Origin of the sequence: Mesorhizobium sp. L48C026A00, assembly GCF_000502375.1 — a bacterium.
GTDB lineage: Bacteria > Pseudomonadota > Alphaproteobacteria > Rhizobiales > Rhizobiaceae > Mesorhizobium > Mesorhizobium muleiense.
Genome location: NZ_AYWU01000105.1, coordinates 1 through 1,013 on the forward strand (window position 1 = coordinate 1; position 1,013 = coordinate 1,013).

1 pseudogene is annotated in these 1,013 nt (G+C 64.2%); it reads right to left on the reverse strand.

What is annotated here, in order from left to right:
* Window positions 1-1,013 (reverse strand): annotated as a pseudogene (locus X738_RS86635) (translocation/assembly module TamB domain-containing protein); the annotation flags it as partial.

Below are 1,013 nucleotides of genomic sequence, written 5' to 3' on the forward strand. Positions count from 1 at the left end.
CGCCGGAAAACCCGGTCCAGTCGCCGTCGCGCTTCAAATCGACACCGATGCCGCTGATCACGGTGCCGCCGGAGGTGACGCTGTCGGCACGGATTTTACCGGAGATCGCCGGCGCGGCGACATAGTTGGCAATCAGCGCATCGATGGTGACCGTCTTTGCCGAAAGATCGCCGCGCGAAATTGAATCTGTGGTCGCCTTGATGGCGACTTGAGGCGCATTGCCGGTCTTCGAGAACACGATCGTGCCACGCACGTCGCCGTCAGCTTTTTCCAGCGCCAGGGCTGCGAGCGGACTGATATCGGGTAGATCCAGCGCAACCGTGCCGAGCGGCAGGAATCGATCGTCGAGAGCAAGGTCGCCCGAAACTTTGTTGTCGCCCAGTGACAGGCTTAGTCCGTTTATGGACCGCTTTCCCTGGCGCGTTACCAGCGACGCCTTGAAATCGAGTGGCTCGTCATTGACGGATCCGGTGAGCGAGATATCGGCCGCCGGGCTGGCGATGTCGCCCTTCCCCGTCGCGGTGAGCTTTAGCCCGGTGATTTCTCGCGCCGCCACCGAAAGCCGGTCGCTGTTGACCGTCAGCGACAGGTCGGGCGCGGTGCTGGCGCCTTGCGCGTTCAGCGCGAAGGTGATGGCGCCCTTGGCATCCCCGGACAGAAGCGAGATGTCGGCCAGCGCGCCTTTGATGTCGACGGTGACCTTGTTGTCGGCGAGGCTGGCCTGCCCGTCGGCGGTCAGCGCGCCGGATACCAGCCTGATCGCATCGGCGATAACATTGCCGTTGGCGTCGCGCTTCAGTGCCGCGCTGAGCTGCGTCCGCTCGGCGAGCACGCCGCGCACTGCCGCCGGCAGTGCCGCGGAAGCCGCAACCGCCCTGAGGTTGAGATCGATGGCGCCATCGGCCAGGGAGACCCTTCCATTAAAGCCGCTGTCCAGTACCTCGCTCGTTACCGAGCCGCTGTCGATGACGATGGTATCGGTAGCGAGATCGCCGGCGACCTTGGCAGTAATC